This window comes from Shewanella sp. 4t3-1-2LB (assembly GCF_017368415.1).
Classification (GTDB): domain Bacteria; phylum Pseudomonadota; class Gammaproteobacteria; order Enterobacterales; family Shewanellaceae; genus Shewanella; species Shewanella fodinae.
The window spans coordinates 39,894-59,059 of the sequence record NZ_JAFNJD010000026.1 but is presented as its reverse complement, the minus strand read 5'-3'; the positions used below and the strand labels follow the sequence as shown (position 1 = coordinate 59,059).

The 19,166-nt window shown below is 48.2% G+C and carries 19 protein-coding genes and 1 riboswitch; of the genes, 3 read left to right on the top strand and 16 right to left on the bottom strand.

Going from position 1 to position 19,166, the window contains the following annotated elements; all coding sequences use genetic code 11:
* Positions 1-322 precede the first annotated feature (322 nt).
* From J3L11_RS11065 to J3L11_RS11050, 4 genes are read right to left on the bottom strand one after another with little or no spacing between them, the layout of a single operon-like run.
* Positions 323-919 carry a DNA-3-methyladenine glycosylase I gene (locus J3L11_RS11065; RefSeq protein ID WP_207571016.1) on the bottom strand — a complete coding sequence of 199 codons (597 nt, stop codon included), beginning with the start codon at positions 917-919 and terminating at the stop codon, positions 323-325.
* Between the two features lie 12 nt (positions 920-931).
* Positions 932-1,867 (bottom strand): YafY family protein, encoded by a 936-nt coding sequence (locus tag J3L11_RS11060; RefSeq protein WP_207571015.1) that lies wholly within the window; start codon positions 1,865-1,867, stop codon positions 932-934.
* Between the two features lie 21 nt (positions 1,868-1,888).
* Positions 1,889-2,659, bottom strand: a complete 771-nt coding sequence (locus J3L11_RS11055; RefSeq protein WP_207571014.1) for an SDR family oxidoreductase — start codon at positions 2,657-2,659, stop codon at positions 1,889-1,891.
* A complete protein-coding gene (locus tag J3L11_RS11050; protein WP_207571013.1) occupies positions 2,659-2,982 on the bottom strand; it encodes a hypothetical protein in 324 nt (107 codons plus the stop codon). The genes J3L11_RS11055 and J3L11_RS11050 overlap by 1 nt, the downstream gene beginning before the upstream one ends.
* Positions 2,983-3,279: 297 nt before the next feature.
* On the opposite strand from J3L11_RS11050, the gene J3L11_RS11045 reads away from it, so the two are divergent.
* Positions 3,280-3,456: a hypothetical protein gene (locus J3L11_RS11045; RefSeq protein WP_207571012.1), complete on the top strand. Its 177-nt coding sequence runs from the start codon at positions 3,280-3,282 to the stop codon at positions 3,454-3,456.
* Positions 3,457-3,732: 276 nt separating this feature from the next.
* On the opposite strand, the gene J3L11_RS11040 is transcribed toward J3L11_RS11045, so the two are convergent.
* Both J3L11_RS11040 and J3L11_RS11035 read right to left on the bottom strand, forming a co-directional pair.
* Positions 3,733-4,218 (bottom strand): hypothetical protein, encoded by a 486-nt coding sequence (locus J3L11_RS11040; RefSeq protein ID WP_189618740.1) that lies wholly within the window; start codon positions 4,216-4,218, stop codon positions 3,733-3,735.
* A gap of 9 nt (positions 4,219-4,227) precedes the next feature.
* Positions 4,228-5,148, bottom strand: a complete 921-nt coding sequence (locus J3L11_RS11035; protein WP_133040664.1) for a C-GCAxxG-C-C family protein — start codon at positions 5,146-5,148, stop codon at positions 4,228-4,230.
* 346 nt (positions 5,149-5,494) lie between these two features.
* On the opposite strand from J3L11_RS11035, the gene J3L11_RS11030 reads away from it, so the two are divergent.
* On the top strand, positions 5,495-7,090 hold the full coding sequence (locus J3L11_RS11030) for a diguanylate cyclase (protein WP_207571011.1): 1,596 nt from the start codon (positions 5,495-5,497) through the stop codon (positions 7,088-7,090).
* 243 nt (positions 7,091-7,333) lie between these two features.
* Entirely contained in the window at positions 7,334-7,915 is a 582-nt protein-coding gene (locus J3L11_RS11025; protein WP_207571010.1) for a YceI family protein, read from the top strand.
* A 75-nt stretch (positions 7,916-7,990) separates the two neighbouring features.
* Here the strand turns inward: J3L11_RS11025 and J3L11_RS11020 are convergent, their stop codons facing one another.
* From J3L11_RS11020 to flhB, 10 genes are all read right to left on the bottom strand, one after another.
* Positions 7,991-8,401 (bottom strand): hypothetical protein, encoded by a 411-nt coding sequence (locus J3L11_RS11020; protein ID WP_207571009.1) that lies wholly within the window; start codon positions 8,399-8,401, stop codon positions 7,991-7,993.
* Positions 8,388-9,716 carry a FliI/YscN family ATPase gene (locus J3L11_RS11015; RefSeq protein ID WP_189618744.1) on the bottom strand — a complete coding sequence of 443 codons (1,329 nt, stop codon included), beginning with the start codon at positions 9,714-9,716 and terminating at the stop codon, positions 8,388-8,390. Before J3L11_RS11015 ends, J3L11_RS11020 begins: the two co-directional genes overlap by 14 nt.
* The gene (locus tag J3L11_RS11010; RefSeq protein ID WP_133040669.1) at positions 9,706-10,332 is read right to left on the bottom strand and encodes a FliH/SctL family protein; all 627 of its coding nucleotides are present in this window, start codon (positions 10,330-10,332) and stop codon (positions 9,706-9,708) included. The genes J3L11_RS11015 and J3L11_RS11010 overlap by 11 nt, the downstream gene beginning before the upstream one ends.
* A gap of 3 nt (positions 10,333-10,335) precedes the next feature.
* Complete coding sequence (locus tag J3L11_RS11005; RefSeq protein WP_242695199.1) at positions 10,336-11,355, bottom strand: FliG C-terminal domain-containing protein; 1,020 nt, start codon at positions 11,353-11,355, stop codon at positions 10,336-10,338.
* Entirely contained in the window at positions 11,336-13,075 is a 1,740-nt protein-coding gene (gene fliF, locus J3L11_RS11000) for a flagellar basal-body MS-ring/collar protein FliF (protein ID WP_189618745.1), read from the bottom strand. The genes J3L11_RS11005 and fliF overlap by 20 nt, the downstream gene beginning before the upstream one ends.
* A gap of 10 nt (positions 13,076-13,085) precedes the next feature.
* Positions 13,086-13,397, bottom strand: a complete 312-nt coding sequence (locus tag J3L11_RS19540; RefSeq protein WP_133040671.1) for a flagellar hook-basal body complex protein FliE — start codon at positions 13,395-13,397, stop codon at positions 13,086-13,088.
* 19 nt (positions 13,398-13,416) lie between these two features.
* Positions 13,417-14,721 carry a sigma-54 dependent transcriptional regulator gene (locus J3L11_RS10990; protein ID WP_207571008.1) on the bottom strand — a complete coding sequence of 435 codons (1,305 nt, stop codon included), beginning with the start codon at positions 14,719-14,721 and terminating at the stop codon, positions 13,417-13,419.
* Positions 14,718-15,581 carry an OmpA family protein gene (locus J3L11_RS10985; protein WP_207571007.1) on the bottom strand — a complete coding sequence of 288 codons (864 nt, stop codon included), beginning with the start codon at positions 15,579-15,581 and terminating at the stop codon, positions 14,718-14,720. The genes J3L11_RS10990 and J3L11_RS10985 overlap by 4 nt, the downstream gene beginning before the upstream one ends.
* 132 nt (positions 15,582-15,713) lie before the next feature.
* Positions 15,714-15,800, bottom strand: a riboswitch (cyclic di-GMP riboswitch).
* A 141-nt stretch (positions 15,801-15,941) separates the two neighbouring features.
* Positions 15,942-18,014: a flagellar biosynthesis protein FlhA gene (locus J3L11_RS10980; protein ID WP_207571006.1), complete on the bottom strand. Its 2,073-nt coding sequence runs from the start codon at positions 18,012-18,014 to the stop codon at positions 15,942-15,944.
* A gap of 17 nt (positions 18,015-18,031) precedes the next feature.
* Positions 18,032-19,165 carry a flagellar biosynthesis protein FlhB gene (gene flhB / locus J3L11_RS10975; protein WP_207571005.1) on the bottom strand — a complete coding sequence of 378 codons (1,134 nt, stop codon included), beginning with the start codon at positions 19,163-19,165 and terminating at the stop codon, positions 18,032-18,034.
* Between the last annotated feature and the right edge of the window lies 1 nt (position 19,166).

Below are 19,166 nucleotides of genomic sequence, written 5' to 3'. Positions count from 1 at the left end.
ATAATTCGCAGGTATGTCCGCCATCAAGAAAGAGTCGAAAAACAAGAGCAAGCTGAGCTTGCTCTTGTATAGAAGGCCCCCTTTTAGGGGGTAATCACAAAGCCACCTTCTTCAGAAGGTGGTTTTTCACTGCCAATACCAATATAAAATCAACAAGTTACGTATCGTAACGTCTCAACCGGTCTCACTGAATCTCACCGTTTTGGTATTCCAAACGGTATTCCAAGGTTGCTTGACTTATTTTTGGAATACCTTGAACAGGTATTCCACAGCAGTGAGCATATTGAAAAGGCTGCAGATGGAAATCTCTCCATTTCCTTTGTCAAAGAGACTTAACATCTAAATTATCTCTTTTTGTTCGAAATAACGCCTGATGCAAGCAAAAACAATCATGCTGATGATCGTTAATGACGCCCACGGCCTGTAACCATGAATGCACGATCACGGGGCCAACAAACTTAAACCCCAGTTTTTTTAGCTCGCGAGATAACTGCTGTGACAATGGGCTCTGCGGCAGCTCGGGAGCATGACTGGCAATTGGCGTATTATCTACTTTGGACCATAACCAGTGACTGAAATCCTGCCCTTGCTGTTGCAGTGTTAGGTACACTTTTGCATTGTGGATTACCGCTTCAATTTTTGCGCGCGCTCGGATAATACCGGGGTTTTGTAGCAGTTGCTCCACAGCTTCTGGGCCAAAAGCTGCGATTTGCTGCGGCTCAAATTCTGCAAATGCCTGGGTGAATGCCTGACGTTTACGCAGCACAATCAGCCAGGATAATCCGGCCTGAAAACCTTCCAGCATCAGCATTTCCCACAATAAGCGGCTGTCATGTACTGGCCGATCCCATTCTTCATCATGGTACTGTTGCAGTAGTGGATCGCTTTCTGCCCATCGGCAACGGGTGTGATTTGACATAGTGATTTCCGTTTATTCATATTGTTGATGATGCGCCAGAGTCTGAGCCGCCAGCGTCAGCAATGTCTGTTTGAGTGCCGCCGGGGCCACCGCTTTAGCCTGAATGCCAAGCGATAACACCCACGCTGCCAGTGATGGCCAATCGTGACAACGCAAGCGAATGCGACTGTACGGCTCGCCAGGCTCCACAACGGTTAGTCCCAACCACCACTCGCGTTTAGCTTTATCAAGTAGTGCGTTATCCAGCAAAATATCACCTTGCAGTGCAGGTTCCGGCATTTGTCTGGCGATATAATCTTCTAAAGAAAAACTCGGCCGCGGCAAAAAGGGGATATTTGTCAGTTGTAGCAGCTGCATCCTGTCGACACGAAAATCGCGAAACGCCTGACGGGTACGACACCAGGCAATCAGGTGCCAACGTTGCAGATAAAAAATCAGCCCATGCGCTTCCACTTCACGGTGCTGGTGATCGGTGTGCAGATATTTGCAATAGTCAAACGTTAGCACTTGCTGCTGCACTATGGCTTGTTGCAGTAGTGACAACTCTTCTGCGCCGCAATTGCCGGTAGTTACCCGCATCGTATTGGGTAGCGTATCCAGATAAGGTTGATTAACCCCTGAACTGACCGCGCGAATTTTACTTAGGGCAGATTGCAGATGCCGCTGGGTGTCCTCACCGCTGTGATGGGCTAACAATAATCCACCGGTGAGTAAGGCGCTCGCTTCCTCCGCTGTGAAATTTACCGGCGGCAGATGATAATCGGCCAGTAAGCGATACCCCCGGCCAGCACTCATACTGATGGGTACTCCCGCTTCACCCAGTGCCGCCAGATCCCGATATACGGTCCGTTCACTGAGGCCAAAATGCTCAGCCAATTGGCGGGCGCTGCTGTAACGCCGCCCCTGCAAGTAGAGGATCATGGCCAGTAAACGATCAACCCGATTCACACTGCACGCTCCAAAATCGGCTTAACACACTGTGGGCAGTGTACCACCGTCAATCACATAATCGACGCCGTGAATGGCTGCCGCCGCAGGCGATGCTAAAAAGCCCACTAACGCAGCAACCTCTTCTGGTCGATTGGGACGGCCGATATCAATTCCACCTAGACTGTCCATCAGTTGTTGTCGGGTCTGTTCAACGGTGTTTTCCGAGTGCGCCGCCAAACGCGCGACCAAGGCATCGGCCGCTTGAGTGGCAGTATAACCAGGGCTGACCGCATTCACCCGGATCCCCATAGGGCCCAACTGACGAGACAAGCCTTTACTGTAATTAGTTAATGCGGCCTTAGCCGCAGCATAGGCCAAGGTGGATTCATACAGCGGCATCTTACTTTGAATGGATGACACATGAATAATTGTCCCCTGCCGCCTCGCCAGTAGCAATGGCAGTAATAATCGATCAAGACGTACGGCACTGAGCAGATTCAAATTAAGTTCTTGCTGCCAATGAGCGTCGGTCAATGCCAATACGCCGCCACCTGGAGCCGTGGAACCGCCGACCACATGAACCACCACCGCTAGCGAATTCCAATGAATCATCACTGTTTCGGCTACCTGCAGACATCCTTCAGCCGTAGCCAGATCTGCCGCGATAAATTGCTGACAATTGTGCTGTGCTGGAATATGGCGCGCCACACCTATGACCTCAGCACCACTTGCAGCAAAATAATCCGCAACCGCCTGGCCGATCCCCTGTCCGGCACCAGTCACCAATACCCGAGTCAATTGCTTGGTCATTAGTCAATCTCCACTCGTGCGATTAACTGCTGCACTAAGGTAAACACAAAGGTCAGTATCACAGGGCTGCCAGCAAATGCGCCACTCACCTCAGCGTCCACGTACCACTGTGCCTGCTGTTGCCGCCAAGACACACAATGACAATGATGCTGATAACGTGCGACCGCCGCATGCTGCCAAGCGCAGACACTGGCAATCCCCTGATAAATCTCCCCTTCATCTTGTACTTGAACGTCAGCGGACAAAGAGGCCGTAAGCAACGTTATATCGCGTTGATTTACCCCTTGAAAATACTGCTGAATCACCATTGGCATAGGCGTCATAATGTATCCTTGAGTGTTGTTAATTGCGGCAGTTTAACGGGTCATACTGACAACCCTATGTCAGTGTTCGATCTGTCATTATGAATAGATGAACCACTCAACAAACTGAAAATGGACTTTTCAGCAAACCATCAAGATGGCAATGCCCCCTTACCGTTTTCGGTATCGTTATCATCGGAGATATTGGGCATCCCAAGTACTGCTCAGCGGCGGTAGCGGCTTTATCGCCAGCCATTGCATAGTGCAATTGCTTGAATAGGATTATCGAATCAAACCACGGTACGGCGCCAAGCCAAAATGCAGCAAATCTGGCTGGACTTACATAATGCAGGCATAAGTAACGACGCGCCAATGACCATTTTTGAAGCACACTTACTGCAAGATGACAACTGGGCGCAAGCCTGTCGCGATGGCGATTACGTGTATGTGGCCTTCCCATTTTTCTGCAGTTTCCCAAACATGAAGACGAAATGATAAAACCTGCGTTTGAGAGAACACTACGAGTAATGAGAGCAGCGCAAGATCCTGGCGTTAAACGTTTAATCATGATCTCTAACTTTGGTGGTGTTGGCATAGCCATCAAGATCCACATCACATGATGATATGAACAGCACAGTGAGCTGCCCACCAAATCGCGAAATCATAAAAGTTAAATAGAGAAAATTATCTTAAATGGATTACATATTAATAAATAAGCTAACAAAAAAGCCCGGCGATTGCCGGGCAAATACTTCAATAGCTAATTAAAGATTACGCAGAAGGAATATCTAATAGATCCGTTTTAGTTTGTGCCAAAGTGCCATTAATATTGATGGCCAATTTCAGCTGTCCAACGGTAGTTCCCAATTTTTCTAGGCTCCCCGGAGTGAATTGGTATTTTCCAGCGGTATCCGTTGCACTTAGAGTGCCACTGCAGACATCGCTGCTGTCACTGCACGCAAAGCGGACGCCCTTATGCCAAGGGATTGAAAATGCTGAAACCTGTTCGCCGGGAATATTCAGGTACATGACCGTATAATTGGCACCCGCACCAGTAACCGGTTCTCCCTCATTAGTCGTGAGTGAAAATGTTACCGCTTTGGTAGCGCTGTCAATGCTATCAACCACAATTTTGAGGCTGGTGGCATCGTTGATGGACACATAGCTCGGTTCAGGGGTTACGTTTTCGTCATCATCCGAACCGCAGCCACCGAGCGCCAATAATGCCGAGATTATTATCAGACTTTGATATTTCATCACAGCCTCCTAGTGACAGTCGCTGCAGGTGAAACCTTCATGTGCCCCAGTCAAACCAGCAGTGACATCGTGCTCGCTATGACAGGTTTGGCACTCCATCTGGGCGTTAACATCTGTGGCAAAATAGGTATCGGGCTCCCGCTTGGTACTGCTGTGGCAGCCAGCACAGTCACTATTCCCCTCGGCAGCGGTAGCAACATCCAGCGTGTTATCCAACGCTTTATTGAGGAAATCGACAGTCGTATAGGCGATTTCTGCTGTAACCTGGGCACAACGCTCCAGTTTTGCCGGATGACTGGTGCCAAACTTACTTTGCTTTGACCAAAGCGTCACAGAAGTATGACAAAGAATTGATTTTGCTACAGACTGCCCAATCTTATCCGCTGTTAGCAATTCTCCGGCATCGGTCTTACGGGTTGGTGCACCAATGGCACTCAGGAACTCGCTATCTCCACGTGGCATCGCAGTACTTTCATAATAATGATACACAGAGCGGATAACCTTGTTACGATCGACGCCCGCCAGCATGTTGACAGCCATCGCTGCTGCGTTTAGGCAACCGCACAAGGTGCCCCAGCCAGCAATACCACCGGCACCATAAACGGTTATATTGGTGGGAATTGCCGCAAATTTACAGGCATCTTCGTGCCCTTGCGCGGCCAACTCTTTGACGATGGCATCAAAAACACCATACATACAACCACCTTTGCCATAGTCTTCGTATGCGCGTTTTGCTACCGCGAGCGGCTCGACTTTCACATAAGTAAGAAGATTAGCCGCCAAATCACTGGTACCTTCACTGCCGATACCAATAGATATATCGCCTGGACAAGTGTCTGCGGCCATAGCTGTTGCCATGATGCCCCCACCCGCAGCAACACTTACCAAACCGATAATTTGTCCCATTGCCTGACGTCGATTTACGTTCATGTTCATCACCCCACATTTGTTATTTTGCAATTTGCAAAAATGCGAATTGCAGATAGTTAAAATCAATTAAATCAACTACTTAGTGGCATATGCTAGATTAAATTCTTTGCTGCGCATTAAATGTGATCGATTACGACTTATCGATAATTCATGAAAAAAATCTTTAGGAGTTTTTATTCATGAATGAGGTAAATAGGACGCTGGTTTTCGCCGGTACAGGCTCAGATGTAGGAGAAATACTTTAGGGAAAGGCTCACGTATCTCAAAAATGACCAATTAACTTCTATACTTTGCTCGACAGGGAATGATTACTCAACAGGATGTTAAATACCTGGGGGCTGAATGCATGTTGAGAAGATCCAGCTTAAGGTCACAGTTACTGCTTGCTGTCGCACTGGCATGCTGCGCCATTCTATCGACCCAGGTGATGATACGTTACATGTGGACACTGCCGCAGTTCTCGCATCTGGCACTCTATAATGACAAACTGGAAATCAAGCGTTTCAAGAGTGTTTTGCAACTACAACTGAAGCGGTTACAAAATATTGCCTATGATAACGCTGTCTGGGACGGCTCTTACACAAAAGCGCTTGCCCGAGATCAACAGTGGTTTAAAGACAACTTTATGATCGGGCCTTCTTTTCAGCATCTGTCTATCAACGGACTGTATTTTTACGACAATGAACAGCAACTCCTGGCGGGTATGAGTGTTGATAACAACCTGCAACCTATCACCGTCGCCATGTTTTCTGCCCCGCAAGACATACCGACGAAACTCCTGATCAGTACAGAAGAAGTTCAGCAAAATCAGCTAATGCCGGTGTCAAAGACCAGTTTTATTAAGGTCAACGACAAGCCTGCGGTAGTTATCAGTCAAAGCATAGCGCCTTCGCTGGAACAAGGAGTCAGTGCTGGTACCTTGTTGCTGTGGCACTATTTAGATGGCCGTTTTATCGGGGAGTTGATGCCATTAGCCAATGATGATATCCGTATCATCGATCCTGCCCAAGAAAGCGACATCGGACAGCACATCAGCACTATGCTGCAAACTGATGACATACAAATTAAGCTCTGGAACAATAGTTTATATATTGGAGTCCTAGGGTTAGATAACCAGCTGTTATTGGTGTTTGCTATCCCACAAAGTCCGAGAATATACGATGAGGCACTGTTCAATCCTGCCCTCTCAGCCGGCATAGCCGTGTCTTTCCTGACGCTGTTGCTGTTTTATCTTTATATCAGCCGCAAATTAGTCGAACCCGTTCGTCATTTGCTGAAAACGATTAGCTACGTCAATTTCAGTAATGACTATTCCGCTAGAGCTAACCTGAGAGGTCATAACGAGATACACAAACTCGGTCGTCTGATTGACCTGATGTTCGAATTAGTAGCACAGCAGCAACAAAAGCTCACGATGAAAAATCGCCAGTTACAGGATCTGAGTAATACCGATGCATTAACCGGTTTGGCCAATCGTCGTTATTTGGATGAATATCTCGCAACCTTGCGCAATTCGGTCATTAACCGCAAGCAACCCATAGCCATGCTGGTGGTTGATGTGGATTTTTTCAAGCGTTACAACGACTTTTACGGTCATGCCATGGGAGACAAAGTGCTACAACAAGTAGCAATTGCCCTTCAGGAAAGCACTCACCGTGCCACTGATCTGATATGTCGCTATGGTGGCGAAGAATTTGTGCTGGTGCTGGAAAACACCAGCAAAGAAGAAGCCATGGTGGTGGCGGGCAATCTCTGTCAAGCAGTAGAAAAGCTGGGCATCCCCCATCAAACTTCTGCCGCCTGCAAGGTGGTCACCATCTCTGTTGGTCTGGCGGTAAAACCTGCTGATGCCATTATTGAATATGAAACCCTGTTTGCCTGGGCTGATGCGGCACTCTATATCGCCAAAGACAATGGTCGCAATCGCTATGAAGTTGCGTAAATCATTTTCATTATTGTTAAGCCAGACCTATGTTTTGACCAAAGTCCCATAACAAATATCACTGAATAATTGCAATTATTCGAATTGTTTATGCGAATTTTCGCCGTTGATCTAAATTTTTTAGAACGTAGTATGAGTTGCAGCAGGAAATCCTCGGCAGCCAATATTCGAGATGCCGGGATCTCAACCCATTAACGCTGGACGAAGATACGCGCCAGCTAACAATTATCAGAGAGGGAATATATGCATCTGTTGAAAAAAGTTACGTTGAGTGTTGCGTTTGCAGGTTTTGCCAGCCTCAGTGCTAGCGCTATGGCCGAAACGTTTCAATTGGATCCGACCCACACAAGTGTGATTGTGTCATGGAATCATTTTGGTTTTTCTAACCCAACAGCCAGTTTCAGCGATGTCACCGGCACGCTAAACTTTGATGACGCGGATGCGACTAAATCAAAAGTCAGTGTAAAAATTCCAGTGAAAACCGTCGACACTCGAGTGCCAGCGTTAACTAAAGAGTTTCTGGCTAAAGACTACTTTGACGCCGAAGGTCACCCGCAAGCAACCTTTGATAGCACTAAAGTGGTGAAAACTGCCGCCAATGAATATGACGTTACCGGTAAACTGACTATCAAAGGGATCACTAAAGAAGTGGTATTGCATGCCAAGCTGAATAAAGAGGGCGAGCACCCAATGAAGAAAAAACCAACTGTTGGTTTTGACGCCACTACTGAGATTAAACGTTCTGAGTTTGGTATGGGTCAATATGTGCCTTATGTCAGCGATGAAGTGACCATTCACATCACTACCGAAGCCAGCACCCTATAAGCGTTGTAAACCCGCGTTAAGAAAGCCGCCTGTTTCGTCCCTGCAGGCGGTTTTCATTTTTATGGTGTTCACGTTTCAGCTTCTAGCATGATAACCACATACCAGTTCATCCAACTGTTTTTGTTCCTGTAATTGTTGCTGTTTTCTCGCGGTTTCCGCTCGCCGTTCCAGCATATGTTGTAGCCCCATATTGAAACTTGCCTGTTGCAGGCAAGCCCGTTGCTGCAGACGGTATTCCTGTGAAGCCTCCATGACTCGCCGCTGTTGCTGCTCACATAACTGATGCATCTGCTGTTTAATGCTGCCCATGTTCTGTAGATAAAGCGCAGAACCACCGGGGTTAACCGACAGCGCTGCCATATGCTCATGCAATTGTTCAAAGCGACTCTGCTCCAATTGCTGACTCTGTAACAGCTGCTGCCGACGACTTTGCATACGTTCAAATTTTTGCCGTTGCAACGCCATATACTGATTAAGCGAACTCATTGACCAACTCCATTAGTTGCTTACGACTGTCGGCATATATTGATTGTTCGTTAAGGCCCTGACACAGAAAAGCTTCGATGGCTGGGAAACGTTTAACGACAGCATCTAGTTCCGCATCTTCACCACGTTGATAAGCCCCCAGCGGAATTAACTCCTGGATCTGCTGATAACGGCTGTACAAGCGCTTCAATCGGTAACAGGCCTGCAGATGGGCTTCACTCACTATCTGAGGCATCACCCGGCTGATTGAGGCCCCAATATCGATTGCTGGGAAATGCCCTTGCTCTGCCAAAGAACGCCGCAGCACTATATGCCCGTCGAGGATTGCCCGCGTGCTATCGACGATGGGATCTTGCGGGTCATCACCTTCCGCCAGTACGGTATAAATGGCGGTCATGCTGCCACGAGAACTATTGCTATTACCGGAGCTTTCGACGAGTCCGGTCAACTTGCTGAATACGGAAGGCGGATAACCTTTAGTTGCTGGGGGTTCACCGAGAGACAAGCCGATTTCCCGCTGCGCCTGAGCATAGCGAGTCAGAGAATCCATCAACAGCAGTACGTTTTTCCCTTGATCTCGGAAATGGGCGGCAAGCTTATGGCTCAGCTCCGCTGCTCGCAACCGCAGCAATGGCGACTGATCCGCGGGAGCGGCCACCACAATGGCTTTCTTGCGTCCCTCAGGCCCTAAGGCATGCTCAATAAAATCACGGACTTCCCAACCACGTTCACCAATCAATCCGACAATTACCACGTCGGCCGCAGTATAGCGGGTCATCATGCCTAACAATTTACTCTTACCGACACCGGAACCGGCAAACAAGCCAATACGCTGACCTTTACCCACGGTAAACAGGCCATTAAGCGCCCGAATGCCGACGTCCAAAGGTTGCTCTACCCCGCGCCGCTGCAGGGGGCTTAGATGTGGTGCATATAATGTTTGTCGTGGTGCGTCGATTTCGCCAAGGTCGTCAATCGGTCGCATCAGACCGTCGACAACACGCCCCATCAAGGAATCGCCTACTGGCAAGAGAGCGGAATTTTCGATCACCCGCACTTTAGCACCAGCATACAGCCCGGAAACCGCAGCCAAAGGCATCAGAAAGGCCTGTTCCTGATCAAAACCTATCACTTCAGCATCAAACCACTGCTGTTGGCCTTCCACCTGACAACGCTGCCCAAGCGATAAACGGCCGCCTTTAACGGTCAAGGTCAGGCCATTAATACTCAGTAAGCGCCCGTAACTGTTGAATTGATGCGCTGGACGGATGGCTGCAGTAGCGAGCTGCAGGCGCTGTTGCCATTCAGTCTGCATCGGTGAGTATCGGCTTTATCTGTTGCAGCACCTCAGAGAGACGCTGCCGAAATGACAATTGATGCAGTTGCGCTTCCCCTTCAAACTGCACCTGCCCAACAGGCAAGGATTCGTCCACCCGAAAAGGAATACCATCGATATCGCTAATTCCCTGACTTTTAAGCCATTGGTTGTCGCTAACGGAAACACTGATAGCGGTAACGATATCACGCCCTTGCAGGGCTTCCAGCGTGCGCTCTATCGCCTTTAAATAAGACTGTGGCTGCGCCGACAACTCACTTTCAATAACGGTCTGCGCCAGCTCGCGGATCAGTGTATAGAGATCTTCGCTTAATTGTGCCGCACTGATGTGAAGCTGAGACTTAATACCATTCATCAGTTGTGCCAGATGCTGACGGTTATCAGCTTCGGTTGCGGTTTTTTGCTGCTGCAACTTTTGTTGCCATTGTGCTTCTATTTCCGCTCTTAATTCATCAGCCGCCCACTGCCGCCCACGCTGCTCGCCCGTCAATTGACCATCGTTGACACCTTGTTGGTAGGCCTCGTCAAGCCGCTGTTGCAACGTTAGCTGCGACGCCTGACGGACAACTGAAGGGAATTGAAACAGTTCTGACATGGCTTACCCCAACACATCTTCCTGATAAAGCCGATAATCGATGGTGCCATCGCTCATCATCTGCCGAATGATTTTCATAATCTCCGCGCGTGCCGTTTCCACTTTTCGCACGGGCTGGGGGGCCAAGCCATCAAGCTGCTGTTGATACACTTGTGCTAAGCGTTTGGGCAAGGCTTGTAAAATAGACTGGATAAATTCTGCTTTTGCCCCTTTGAGTGCCACAATCCACAACTCATCGGAAATCTCGTTCATCAGTTGTGCGCGTACTTCTTCGGTCTGTAGGGCAATGGTATCAAAGTCGAACATCCGTTCTTCAATAGCAATGGCCGTCTGCTTGTCGTGCTGTCGTAGCAAGGCGATAATTTCTGCTTTGTTGCCGTTATAACGGTTGACAATCTCGGCCACTTTTTCGACGCCATCTACTCTGGCACCGGTTTGCTGCCCGACAAATTCGATACAGCGCTCCAGTGCAAAACGTAAATCATCGATAATATGCTCACTGACTTCCCGCATTCCGGCAATGCGGAACAGCAGATCTTCGTGGCGCTCCTGCGGTAATAATGCCAGCACCGCCGAGCTTTGCTCCGGTGGCAAAAATGCCAGGATCAGCGCCTGCATCTGCGCATGTTCCTGTTCCAGGAACCGGGCGATCAGTTCAGATGGTACCCATTCGAGACGGCGTAACTCTTCAATCAAAGTAACGCCATAAATATCATCGAGCATGCCCCGCGCCAGCTTGCGCCCCACGGCTTTATCCAATGCTTTTTCTAAATAACGGCGCGATGCACCACTGACACCACTTTCGTTGCGGTAACTGTCAAAGAAATGTTGCAGCGTCTGACTCATATCCTCTTGGGTAATATGCGCAATTTTCGCCATCCGCTCAGACAAGGCCTTCACCTCACCTTTGCCGAGCCGCCGAATAACGTTAGCAGCGTTATCCTCGCCCATACTCAACAACAGAATAGCGGCTTGATCGAGTTCAGATAATTCGCTGACGAATTCAGGACTTGCTGGATTCAATTTCTATTCCTCGTTCTACCCACGTTTTAATGACGGCAGTGACACGGTCAGATTCTTTATGTGCCAAATACTGCATGTGCGCGACCTGCTCTTCAAACAGCGCCCCAGCCTTTGGTAATGCCATGGTAGGCATTTCATCCTCAGCCACTTTTTTGTCTATGGAATTAGCGCTCTCGGTTACGGCTGTCTTATCTGAGGCCAATGCATCAAAGTCATCCAGTTTGCCGTCGCTGCCCTGTTGTTGGGCCAGCAGTTGTGGGCTCAGTTCGCTGTTGTGGCGTTTGCCCTTAACCAAATGGCTCACCAGTGGTCGAACACCAAAGAAGATCAACGCCAGGGCAATCAGGGTGCCAAATAAATAACGCGCATATTCCCGCATAATGGGTAACTGCCACCAAGGCGTTGTATCTGTGGAACCTGCAATATCGGTTTCAACAAACTGGAAACTAGAGATATTGAACTTGTCACCACGCTCAGCATTGAAGCCCGTTGCCGTTCGTACCATATCCCCAAGCGATGCCAATCTTGCCTCAGTCCAGCCGGTTTTACCTGCGGCGGCATCATTCACCAACACCGAAACACTCATCGCTTTGAGTCGGCCCACTTCGTAGCGTGTGTGCGTAACCGAACGGCCACTATCAAATGTCCGTTGTGCTTCCTGCTTCTGACTGGTTCGGCCGTTAACATCTGCTTTAGGTTGTTGGCCGTTAGGGTTGGCAATCGGTGGATTGTTCGCCAAAGAGCCAGGGATCCCCATCGCCAGATCATCTTGAGAAGAACCGGTTTTAGTATTCTCGGACTTCACAATTGTGTTGGGATCGAGTGTTTCTTTGGTCTCTTCAACTACGCTGAAATCCACATCCGCAGAAACTTGGATCCGATAATTACCTTCACCGACAATGGGCAACAACATGATGGCTGCCCGTTGTTCAATATCCTGTTCGAGCTTATTAATAAACTGCAGTTTCTTGCTGGAATCTTTACCCACTGGCGAATCGTCGAACAGCTCGGCGGTCAACAGTTCGCCCTTTTGATCCACCACAGACACCGCCCGCCGATCGAGCCCTGGAATGCTGCCCACGACCAGACTGACGATAGCCTCCACCTGCTGTTGTTTCAGTTCGTAGCCGGGAGCTAAGTCAATCATCACAGATGCCCCGGGCTGTTCCTCTTTACGACCGATAAACAAACTGCGCTTAGGAATCGCTAGGTGCACCCGAGCACTTTGAATGCCAGCCATGTTCATGATGGTACGAGCCAGCTCGCCTTCCAGCGCATGCTGGTACTGTTTCGTTTCCATAAACTGACTGGTGCCCATCTGCACCTTACTGTTAATGCTGCTGATACCATCAGGTAAAGCCGCCTTGATACCCCGGGCCGCCAGCGTGATGCGGGCGTCAGCCAGTTTATCCTGCGGCACCATAATGTTGCCGGTATCGGTATCAATGCGGAATGGGAACTTCTCTTTGTCGAGGATCTCTAGAATACTGGCCTTATCGTAATGCTCTTGATTGCCATAAAGCGGCACATAGTTTTTGGCCGAGGTCCACAAAATAATCACGATCGCCGCAGCCACCAACGTTGCCAGCAATGCAATGGAAGCAAGGCTTCTGTCGCCACTCTGCGGCCAACCAAATTTGCCAGACAGATTAACCACTTTTTCTTTTAAGCCGCCATTACCGGCAAGATGTTCGTCTTTGGTTGCCACTACACCCTTCATCAATCACCACCTACAGCGACATACGCATAACGTCATCGATACCATCGAGAACTTTATTGCGTACTTCCATCAACATATTGAAACTCAGGCTCGCCTTCTGACTGGTCACCATCGCGCCAACCACATCCTGAGAAGCACCGGTATCGACCGCCTGCATCATCTCTGATGCGAGATTCTGCTGGGCGTTAACATCTCTTACTACCTGCAAAAAATCCTGCTGGATACCGCCATTATTGGCAGGCGCGATTGCGCCACTTTCAGCCATCAATTCCATTTGATCCATGCGATTGAGTAAAAGGCTCTGAGTTGCTATTGGTTCCATATTTAACGCACCTGTTTATTTATGCTATAGCGTCGATATCGATGCCGTTTTCTCTCATTGCTGCCAGCTTGTATCTGAGCGCTCGTGTCGTCATGCCCAGCGCTTCGGCAGTGCGGCTTCGATGTCCATTAAAACGTTGAAGTAAATCATAGATATATTCGAACTCTGCTTGTTTACGGGTGTGTTGCAGCCGTTTACCTGGGGCTTCATCAAAACAGAGTTGATGCAATGGCAGACCTAAATCTTCGGCTTGCAATTCCATGCCTCTGGCCATCACTAAGGCACGCTGAATGACATTTTCCAACTCACGCACATTGCCCGGCCAGTTATAACTCATCAGCACTTCACGAGCGGATCCACTCAGGTAATAACGATCTTCACCATACTTACGAATGAAATACTGAGCCAAGGGGATCACATCTTCCATACGCTGCCTTAATGCCGGCCAGCACAGTGGCAATACGTCTAAACGGTAATAAAGATCCTCACGAAATGCCCCCTGGCTGACTAAGTCACGTAAATCTTTGTTACACGAGGCTATGACCCTAACATCTAGAGTGACTTTGCTGTGACTACCAAGGCGCTCCACTTCCCGTTCCTGCAATACGCGCAGCAACTTTCCCTGCAACTCTAGCGGCAACTCAGAAATTTCGTCTAACAACAATGTACCGCCATTGGCCAGCTCAAACTTACCTGCCGCAGAATTGACAGCACCGGTATAGGCACCTTTGGTGTAACCGAACAACATGGCTTCCAGCATGTTCTCAGGAATTGCCGCGCAGTTGACGGCAACAAAAGGCTTTTCGCGTCGCGCAGACATCTGGTGAATAAATTGCGCCAGTTTTTCCTTACCGGTCCCCGACTCACCCTGGATCAATACCGTGGTGTTGTTGGTTTGCGCCGCCCGATTGGCGAGACGTAAAACCTTCTGGCTTGCTTGTGATACAGCCACCATATCTTTCATGTTTTTCAGCATGAAACGAGCGTTACGCACCGACGTGAGTAGTTGAGTGCAGCTAAAAGGACGCAGCAAATAATCAACTGCCCCACAAGATAGCGCATCGGATGCCAGCTGGCTTTGAGAGGATTCAACAATCACCACAATCGGCGTAGATGGGAAACGATGATGTATATTTCTAACCCAGTCCTGCACAATATTTGGATAATTGACAAAATCAATAAATATAATTTCTGGCTGTTCAGTCACCCCGTCAAGATAAAGGTCTTTTGCGTGTTTCAGATATAATGATTCATCGCTAAAACAGGCTATTTCACTAGCTTTTGGCTTTTTCCCTGATAGCCACAAGACACAATTATCTTTCATTGTTTTACTACTCCATTATCCTTGCGGATAAGTCTTACTGATACCCTTCGGTTTAATCCCTGATCCTTGTCGTTATTATTAACTACAGGATAACGACTTCCATGAGCCCTCACCTCCAATTGTGCGGGTTTTAAGCCAAACTCGATTAATCTTGAGGCAACATCATCGGCCCGTTGTTGCGAAAGCTGTCGGTTAGCGATGCTATTTCCGACACTATCGCTATATCCATCGACTAACACTTTATTGATGTGACCATCTAACTTTATATAACGTACTAAATCTTGAAGTTTTTTAATGTCACGGGCAGAAGAAATATTTTTTTTGCCTTTTTCGAAGAAAAAATCATTATCTCTAGCACTTTCCCATGATATCGGTGCCATATCTGACAAACAGTTGCGAAAAGCCGTAACGGCAGAAAATCCTCGGGTATTGGTAAATACTATCTCTTTACTGTTATTGTCTGGATTCACTTCAAAATCGAGCCAATCACCAGCAGCAATAGCATCTAAAACCTCACGGCCTAAGTCATCATAAATGACAGATAATTCATTAACATATCCATTATAAATAGGCTGATTAATAGACATGTTTGAGATATTCTTCCAATCAGCTGGCTTAATTTTGACCGTCGCTGATGAAATCTTGATTTCTGGGAATTGCAGGTCAAGAATTAATCGAGTTTTATATTCCGGCGTTCTGACAATAGCAACTTCCGCGACACCTTCTATTTTTTGTGATAAGGCGCACTTAAATTTTGTTGACTTTATATTCCAAATTCCATTTTCATAAGTCTGTTGCCAGCTATCCTTAGCAAAAACGTTCGTCATCGTTATTAATGGCAGCATCATGAATGCTGGCACAATAACTCTCCAGTACGAAAAAGACATCTCGATTCCATAGCACTATCTGACCAAGAACAATATTTAGTCAGTAATTTTAAAAACGAGCGGAAGAAAGACAGGCATTACGCCAGATAGGATCTGCCGCTAAGTTAATGCAACCCCGCTATCATATTTGTTTACAAACGTAGACCGGAGGCTTTGCGTCCCAGACTTTCATCTGGTTTGCTATTTAATTGTCTTAGCAATGATTCTGTAAAAAATTTACAGAACGCTGCACTTGTTGGGCTAAAGTATTATAACCCTTTCGATTAATCAATATTCTTTCATAGAATTTTTACACTTTTTTTGCCATTTTTGAAAAAAAGACAAATTATTGACTTATCCTAGCGCCCCAATCACATTCACCCTAACATTGTCAGGTACTTCATTGTAAGAAAGTACTACAAGTGCATTATGGGTGAAGGTTTTCGCATATCGAGCCAACAATGGCCGCAGTTGCGGGATAACGACTAATACTGGCGTCATACCCTGTTTCTGCATCTCTTGTTGCACTACAGGCATCATGCGTTGGAACTGCTGCAGTAGATTGGGCGCAACTGGAAAACTATCCAGTGCCACTTTGCCTGCTTGCATCGCTTGATTAAGAGAGCTTTGTAGTGTCTGCTCTAGCTTGCTGTCTAAGCTATAAGCCGCCAGTTCATCGCGTTCGCCCATCAGTTGCCGGGTAATTGCTCGTTGCAACGCACAGCGAACATCGGCCGCAAGCAATAGCGGATCTTTGGTGATATCGGCGCTATCGACTAAGGTACTGGCGACAGTGACCGCATCCTTGATAGAGACTAATTCCCGCAACAAGTAGCGGAAAACTTTCAACTGAACGCTCTCTGATAGAGATTTTTCTAAAGCAGTTGCCAAATCTGGTGCAATTTCTCTTACCCGCTTATTGAAATGTTTGACATCTTCAAACAAAAACAGCTCATCCAACGCACCTTTGATCACCTTACCGGCATGAGTTGCCACAATAGTGGCCAGGTCAACCACGGAATAGCCCATGTTCAACGCCCGGGATTTATCTTCCGCCTTAATCCACACCGCATGGAGGCCGTAGGCTGGATCGCGGGTGAGTTCACCATCTAGCTGGCCGTAGACCTCTCCGGTATCAAGTGCCAGCAGTTGTTGTGGTTTCAGCGTTCCCTCTGCCACCGGCACCCCAGACAACAAAATACGGTATTCTTGCGGATTGAGCTTTAAATTATCGCGGATCCGCACTTCCGGTAATAGAAAGCCCAGCTGTTCACATAAGGTTTTACGGATACCACGCAAGGTACTTATCAGCTCCTCACCTTTGTCTTTTTCGGCCAGATACACCAGCATGAAACCTAGTTCAACAGAAATTCTATCGACATGAGGAATGTCTTGCCAAGTAAGTGATTGCTGACTTTCAGCAATGGTTTCAGTGAGCTTTTCAACCTGCGCCAAATCATCAGCAGGCACCCGTTTGTACAAGCGCCAGGCGACGTAAAACAGCACCAGACCAAAACTGCCAAAAGCCAGGATCGGCATACCGGGAACGATCCCCAGCACAATCATGATCCCTGCTGCGGTAGCGACCACTTTAGGAGATGCCAGCAGTTGTCCACCGACCGCCTCAGACATATCTTCGTCATCGTTCATCCGCGTGACGATGATGGCAGATGCCACCGCCAGCAGCAAAGATGGGATCTGTGCGACCAGACCATCACCTATGGTGAGCAAGGCAAAGCGCTGAAAGGCTTCGCCCATACTCAAATCGTGCTGGAACACCCCAATGCTGACGCCACCCAACAGGTTAATCACCAGAATAATCAAACCGGCAATTGCGTCACCACGGACATACTTGGAGGCACCATCCATCGAGCCATAAAAATCGGCTTCACGCGAGACTTCAATGCGGCGGGCTTTCGCCTGCTCGGGGCCGAGAAGGCCGGAATTGAGATCCGCATCAATCGCCATCTGCTTACCCGGCATCGCATCCAGAGTAAAGCGGGCGGCAACCTCGGAGATACGCTCGCCACCTTTGGTGATCACCACAAAGTTCATCACCATCAAAATGGCAAAGACCACGATACCAACAACGTAGTTACCACCAATAACTACTTCACCAAATGACTGGATCACCCGTCCGGCAACATCGGCCCCTTCATGACCGTGGAGTAATACCACACGGGTTGACGCCACATTTAACGTCAACCGCATTAGGGTGGCCACCAGCAAAATGGTAGGGAACGCTGAAAAATCCAATGGTTTACGGCTGGAAACTGCCACCAGCAACACCATGATGGATAGCACTATGTTGAAGGTAAACAGCGTGTCCAGCACCCACGCTGGTAACGGCAAGATCACCATTGCTAGAATTGCCAGCAACAGGATCGGAATTGCGGTATAGGGTCTGGTGAGGTTACGCCAGTTCAATTGTCTTCTCCAACATATTAATTTTTAGCTAAATTCTTTGGAATTTTTAGTTCAGGGATCGGCGCTGGTTTACTGCCGCGCCCGGCCTTATAGGCCTTCAGTTGCACCACATAAGTCAACACATAGGCCACGGCGGCATACAGGGCTGAAGGGACTTCCTGGTCAACCCGAGTTGACCAGTAAATAGCCCGAGCTAACGCTGGGATTTCCAGAATTTCTTTTTGATGCTGTGTGCCTATAGCGCGAATACGCAATGCCATTTCATCAACACCTTTAGCCACCACATAAGGTGCCTTAGCATCTTTTTCTGAATAACGTAATGCCACTGCAAAATGGGTAGGGTTGGTGATAATCACATCAGCCTTCGGCACTCGCTCTTCAATACGACGGCGGGCAAACTGATATTGGATCTGGCGAATACGGCTCTTGATCAACGGGTCGCCGTCAGAGGTTTTGCGCTCCTCTTTGACTTCCTGGCGAGTCATTTTGATCTTATCCATCACGCTTTTGTATTGAAATGGAATATCAATCGCCGCTACCAGCAGTAGTAACGTTGCCATGAGCAATAGCGTGAGAAACAGCAGTTGCAACCCTTCATGTAAAGACAGTGGTAAAGGCTGACTCTGCAAGGCCACCAAACGCTTAGCCAACTGCACCAAAAAAGCCGCCATGCTGCCCATCAATAAAGCGATTTTGATGACGGACTTTAACAACTCCAGTAGACTGCTTTTTCCCAAAATCTTGGAGAGACCTTGCAGCGGGCTCAACCTGCTACCCTTAAACGCCAACAGACTCCATGAAAATATGACGCCTCCCGGCAATGATGCGGCTATCCACATCGCGACAAAAATCGCGGTTAACATGGGCACCAGTGTTTTGAGCATCTCAATCAGCGCTGTCGATAATGCCAGTCCCATTTGCCGGGTATCGTGCAGCAGGGATTGATCTAACTGCATGGTTTGCCGCATCACAATTAACAACATCTGCATCAAACCATCTGCAAACCATAAAAACGCGGCAATACCGATCATCATCAGCACCGCAGTATTTAACTCCCGGGATCTGGCGACCTTCCCTTCCTTACGGGCTTCTTTGAGACGCCGCTCACTGGGTGCTTCGGTACGTTCCTGCGAACTATTAGTGTCTGCCATA

Excerpts from the sequence above, each read along its gene's own strand:
- J3L11_RS11035 (WP_133040664.1), bottom strand. The coding sequence starts at position 5,148 with ATGAACGTAAATCGACGTCAGGCAATGGGACAAATTATCGGTTTGGTA.
- J3L11_RS19540 (WP_133040671.1), bottom strand. The coding sequence starts at position 13,397 with ATGGAACCAATAGCAACTCAGAGCCTTTTACTCAATCGCATGGATCAA.
- flhB (WP_207571005.1), bottom strand. The coding sequence starts at position 19,165 with ATGGCAGACACTAATAGTTCGCAGGAACGTACCGAAGCACCCAGTGAG.
- fliF (WP_189618745.1), bottom strand. The coding sequence starts at position 13,075 with ATGAAGGGTGTAGTGGCAACCAAAGACGAACATCTTGCCGGTAATGGC.
- J3L11_RS11025 (WP_207571010.1), top strand. The coding sequence starts at position 7,334 with ATGCATCTGTTGAAAAAAGTTACGTTGAGTGTTGCGTTTGCAGGTTTT.
- J3L11_RS11020 (WP_207571009.1), bottom strand. The coding sequence starts at position 8,401 with ATGAGTTCGCTTAATCAGTATATGGCGTTGCAACGGCAAAAATTTGAA.
- J3L11_RS11050 (WP_207571013.1), bottom strand. The coding sequence starts at position 2,982 with ATGACGCCTATGCCAATGGTGATTCAGCAGTATTTTCAAGGGGTAAAT.
- J3L11_RS11040 (WP_189618740.1), bottom strand. The coding sequence starts at position 4,218 with ATGAAATATCAAAGTCTGATAATAATCTCGGCATTATTGGCGCTCGGT.
- J3L11_RS10990 (WP_207571008.1), bottom strand. The coding sequence starts at position 14,721 with ATGAAAGATAATTGTGTCTTGTGGCTATCAGGGAAAAAGCCAAAAGCT.
- J3L11_RS11010 (WP_133040669.1), bottom strand. The coding sequence starts at position 10,332 with ATGTCAGAACTGTTTCAATTCCCTTCAGTTGTCCGTCAGGCGTCGCAG.
- J3L11_RS11030 (WP_207571011.1), top strand. The coding sequence starts at position 5,495 with ATGTTGAGAAGATCCAGCTTAAGGTCACAGTTACTGCTTGCTGTCGCA.
- J3L11_RS11015 (WP_189618744.1), bottom strand. The coding sequence starts at position 9,716 with ATGCAGACTGAATGGCAACAGCGCCTGCAGCTCGCTACTGCAGCCATC.
- J3L11_RS11055 (WP_207571014.1), bottom strand. The coding sequence starts at position 2,659 with ATGACCAAGCAATTGACTCGGGTATTGGTGACTGGTGCCGGACAGGGG.
- J3L11_RS11045 (WP_207571012.1), top strand. The coding sequence starts at position 3,280 with ATGCAGCAAATCTGGCTGGACTTACATAATGCAGGCATAAGTAACGAC.
- J3L11_RS11065 (WP_207571016.1), bottom strand. The coding sequence starts at position 919 with ATGTCAAATCACACCCGTTGCCGATGGGCAGAAAGCGATCCACTACTG.